Here is a 1,032-nt window from a genome sequence, read left to right as displayed (position 1 = left end):
TTAGAAATCAACTAAATAAATGCCAACAGGAAAAAGGTAAAGATAAATTCTATTCTTTCTATCGCTACTTTTTATTAAGATTATTTCACGATGGTTTAGGTAGTCAAAATCGCACCTCAGAATTAGATCAATTATTAGGCAAAGTACCCTATTTAAACGGTGGCTTATTTGAAATTCATCCCCTCGAAAATAAGTATCCTAACATTGAAATTAAAGACGAAGCCTTCGAGAAAATATTTACTTTCTTTGATCAGTATAATTGGTATTTGGATGATCGACCCTTAAAATCTGATAACGAAATTAACCCCGATGTTTTAGGTTACATCTTCGAGAAATATATTAACCAGAAGCAAATGGGGGCATATTATACCAAAGAAGACATCACCGAATATATTAGCAAAAACTGCATTATTCCCTACTTATTTGATAGCGTAAAACAAGGAATTTTAAGTTATTATCCCTCAGATGAAATTGATAAACATTTAGGCTTTTATTTATTATCTGACAATTTCGATCGATATATTTATGATGCAGTGAAAAAAGGTGTAAATTTAGCCTTACCAGATGATATAGCAAAAGGGATTAATGATGTTGCCCAGAGAGAAAATTGGAATCAAACTGCCGATGAAAATTATGGCTTACCCACAGAAATATGGCGAGAAGTAGTAGCCAGAAGAAACCGTTATTTTGACATCAAAGAAAAATTAATTAACGGAGAAATTAACAATATTAATGACTTAATTACCTATAATCTCAACATTCGTCAATTTGCCCAAGATGCCATTTCTAACCTTAATTCACCCTTAACTCTCAAGATTTTCTATGATAAATTAGCCACTATGTCCATTTTAGATCCAACCTGTGGCAGTGGTGCATTTTTATTCTCGGCATTAAACATTCTTTATCCTCTTTATGATGCCTGTTTAGAAAGAATGCAGATTTTTATTGAGGAAGAAAAATCATTAAAATTAGATGCTAAAGAGAAGAAATACATTAAAGAATTTCAAGGCATTTTAAGCAACGTTAGAAGTC

General features: G+C 31.6%; 1 pseudogene. It reads left to right on the top strand.

What is annotated here, in order from left to right:
- Nucleotides 1-1,032 (top strand): annotated as a pseudogene (locus tag ACN4EE_RS23635) (Eco57I restriction-modification methylase domain-containing protein); the annotation flags it as partial.

The organism is Geminocystis sp. CENA526 (genome assembly GCF_050753365.1).
Lineage (GTDB): Bacteria > Cyanobacteriota > Cyanobacteriia > Cyanobacteriales > Cyanobacteriaceae > Geminocystis.
This window is presented reverse-complemented; position numbering and strand designations above follow the sequence as displayed.